General features: G+C 67.6%; 3 protein-coding genes. All 3 read right to left on the reverse strand.

Annotation, left to right across the window (positions count from 1 at the left end; all coding sequences use genetic code 11):
• Positions 1–1650: methyl-accepting chemotaxis protein (locus G3N92_RS32125; RefSeq protein ID WP_206131561.1), on the reverse strand; the 1650-nt coding region annotated here is incomplete at its 3' end.
• 33 nt (positions 1651–1683) lie between these two features.
• Positions 1684–2214 (reverse strand): chemotaxis protein CheW, encoded by a 531-nt coding sequence (gene cheW / locus G3N92_RS32130; protein ID WP_206131562.1) that lies wholly within the window; start codon positions 2212–2214, stop codon positions 1684–1686.
• A 33-nt stretch (positions 2215–2247) separates the two neighbouring features.
• A partial coding sequence (locus G3N92_RS32135; RefSeq protein ID WP_206131563.1) for a chemotaxis protein CheW occupies positions 2248–3530 on the reverse strand: 1283 nt, incomplete at its 5' end.

Consider the following 3530-nt stretch of genomic DNA (forward strand, 5'->3'; position numbering starts at 1 on the left):
TCCCGACGCGCCGCTCTGCCGACCCTTCGGCGCGGGCAGCGCCGCCGCTTGCGGGCGGCGCGCCGGTTCGGCCACGGCCAGCGTCAGCGAGGCAATGCCGCCCTCCACGCGCCAGCCCGACACGACCGCCTTCAGTTGGCGCGTCTGATCCTCGAGCGACGCGGCCGCCGCGGCGGCCTGCTCGACCAGCGCGGCGTTCTGCTGCGTGACGGCGTCCATCTGGCCGACCGCGCGGTTGATCTGCTCGATGCCGGTGGATTGCTCGTGCGACGCGGCGCTGATCTCGCCGATGATGTCGGTCACGCGGCGCACCGCCTGCACGATCTCGGCCATCGTCGCGCCGGCGCGCTCGACCAGCTCCGAGCCGTTGCGCACGTTGTCGGCCGAATCGCCGATCAATTGCTTGATTTCGCGCGCCGCCGTGGCGCTGCGCTGCGCGAGCGAGCGCACTTCGCCGGCCACCACCGCGAAGCCGCGGCCCTGTTCGCCGGCCCGCGCCGCTTCCACGGCCGCGTTCAGCGCGAGGATGTTGGTCTGGAACGCGATGCCCTCGATGGTGCCGATGATGTCGACCACCTTGTTCGAGCTGACCGAGATCGCCTGCATGGTGGACACCACCTCGCTGACCACCTCGCCGCCGCGCGTCGCGATGTCCGAGGCGTTGACGGCCAACTGGCTCGCCTGGCGCGCGTTCTCGGCGTTCTGGCGCACGGTGCCCGTCAGTTGCTCCATGCTCGACGCGGTTTCCTGCAGCGATGCGGCCTGCTGCTCGGTGCGCTGCGACAGATCCACGTTGCCGCTCGCGATCTCGTGCGCGCCGACGTCGATCGATTCGGCGCCGCGATGCACGGATTTCACCATCGACGTCATCGCTTCCTGCATGTGGCCGATGCCGCCGAACAGGCGTCCGATCTCGTTGTTGCCCTGTTGCTGCACGCGCTCGGACAGATCGCCCGCGGCGATCCGCTCGAACTTGCCGATCGCGTCCTCGAGCGGGCCGACGATCAGGCCGCGCAGCATAAAGCGCACCAGCACGATCATCAGCACCGACAGGCCGATGCCGACCGCGATGCAGGTCAGCATCAGCGAGATCTGCGATTCGGTGCGGTCGTGGTGCGCGGCGATGCGTTTCTCGAGCGCGGTCACCACGGCGCTGGCCGCGGTGTCGTAGGCCACGAACATCGGGCTGATCTGGGTATCCGCGATCGCGTGGTAAGCGGCCATGTCGCCGCCCTTGACCGCCGCGATCTCGGCGTCGAGCGCCGTCTTGAGCGTATCGCGGCGCGCCGACACCTCGTCGAGCTGCGCGCTGTCCACGCCGGCTTTCGGCAGCGCCTGGAACGACTGCCAGTTCTGCACGGCCAGATCGTAGAGCTGCTGCGTGCGGGCGACGGCGCTTTGCGCGTCTTCGGTCTTGCCCGATTCGGTCAGCGCGCGCACCCGGTCGAGCGAGACGCGCGTGCGCAGCAGGTACGACGAGCTGTTGGTCAGCGAACGGATGGCGGGGATGTCGCCGCCCACGATCTCGTCGAGCGCGCCGCCCGTCTGGTTCAGCGCCACGAGGCCCAGGCCGCCGACCACGGCGGTAAGCAATACGAACGACAATCCGATCGCGGTTAGCGTCGTGCGGATCGACCAGTTGTGCAACATCGTGACTCTCCCCGTGAGAAGTCGGGTTGGCGCTTACACGCCGAATTGGTCGATGAGGGCCATTTCGCGGCTGGTCATCAACTTTTCGATATCCATCAGGATCAGCATCCGGCCGTCCACGCTGCCGAGGCCCGTCAGGTACTCGGTGGTCAGCGTCGCGCCGAATTCCGGCGCCGGCATGACCTGGTCCGGGGTCAGCGTCAGCACGTCGGACACGCCGTCCACCACCATCCCGACCACGCGATGCGCGACGTTCAGGATGATCACTACCGTCTGGTGGTCGTACTCGATGCGGCCGAGGTGGAACTTGATGCGCATGTCGACGATCGGCACGATGATGCCGCGCAGGTTGATCACGCCCTTGATGAACTCGGGCGCGTTCGCGATGCGCGTGACGCTGTCGTAGCCGCGGATTTCCTGAACCTTCAGGATGTCGATGCCGTATTCCTCGTCGCCGAGCGTAAACACCAGGAATTCCTGGCCGGCGGCGTCGGCATGCGCGGCGTCGCGCCGGTTGGCGCCCGCGAGCGCGGCCGCTTGTTGGATCGATTGGACTTCGGACACGTTGTCCTCCAGTGCGGCCAGGCCGCGTAGCGGTTAGAAAGTCGCGAGCGCCCCCGCGCCATGCGCGGCGCGGGCATCGCGGTTGAGGGCGGCCACGTCCACGATCAGGGCGACGCTGCCGTCGCCGAGAATGGTTGCGGCCGAAATGCCATGAACCTTGCGGTAGTTCGTTTCGAGGTTCTTCACGACCACCTGCTGCTGCCCCACCAGTTCGTCGATCAGCATCGCGAAGCGGCGGCCTTCGGTTTCCATGATGGTGACGATGCCCTGGGTCGGATCGGTGCGCGCATCCGCCACCGTGAACACCTCGTGCAGCGCGACCAGCGGCAGGTATTCGCCGCGCACGCGCACCACGCGCTCGCCGTTGCCGACCGTGTAGATATCGGCGGCGGCCGGTTGCAGCGACTCCATCACGAAGTTCAGCGGCAGGATGAAGATCTCGTTGCCGACCTTCACCGACATGCCGTCGAGAATCGCCAGCGTCAGCGGCAGCACGATCCGGGTGGTGGTGCCGCGGCCCGCGAACGATTGAATTTCGACGTGGCCGCCCATCGACTGGATGTTGCGCTTGACCACGTCCATGCCGACGCCGCGGCCCGACACGTCGGTGATGGTTTCGGCGGTCGAGAAGCCCGGCGCGAAGATCAGGTTCCAGACTTCGTCGTCGCTGATGTTGTCCGCCACCGGGATGCCCTGCTGGGCCGCCTTGGCGAGAATCCGTTCGCGGTTCAGGCCGGCGCCGTCGTCGCTGACCTCGATCACGATGTTGCCGCCGTGATGCGCGGCCGACAGCACCAGTTGGCCGACCGCATCCTTGCCCGCCGCGCGGCGCTTCTCGACCGTTTCGATGCCGTGGTCGAGGCTGTTGCGCACCAGGTGGGTCAGCGGATCGATGATCCGTTCGATCAGGCTCTTGTCGAGTTCGGTCGCCTGGCCGAACGTGACCAGCTCCACTTCCTTGCCCAACTTGGTCGCCAGATCGCGCACCAGGCGCGGGAAGCGGCTGAACACGTAATCCATCGGCATCATGCGGATCGACATCACCGCTTCCTGCAGATCGCGCGCGTTGCGTTCGAGCTGCGCCATGCCGTTGTAGAGGCGGTCGTGCAGCGCCGGATCGAACGCGCTGGTGGTTTCGGCCAGCATCGCCTGCGTGATCACGAGCTCGCCGACCAGGTTGATCAGCTGATCGACCTTTTCCACGCCGACGCGGATCGAGCTGCCTTCGGCGTTGGCCGGGGCGTGCGCGCGGGCGCGGCGGTCCTCGCCGTGCGCGGCCTTGGCGTCGCCGTCGGCGGCCGGGGCTGCGGGTGCGG

It is taken from the genome of Burkholderia sp. Ac-20379, from assembly GCF_017104645.1.
Lineage (GTDB): Bacteria > Pseudomonadota > Gammaproteobacteria > Burkholderiales > Burkholderiaceae > Burkholderia.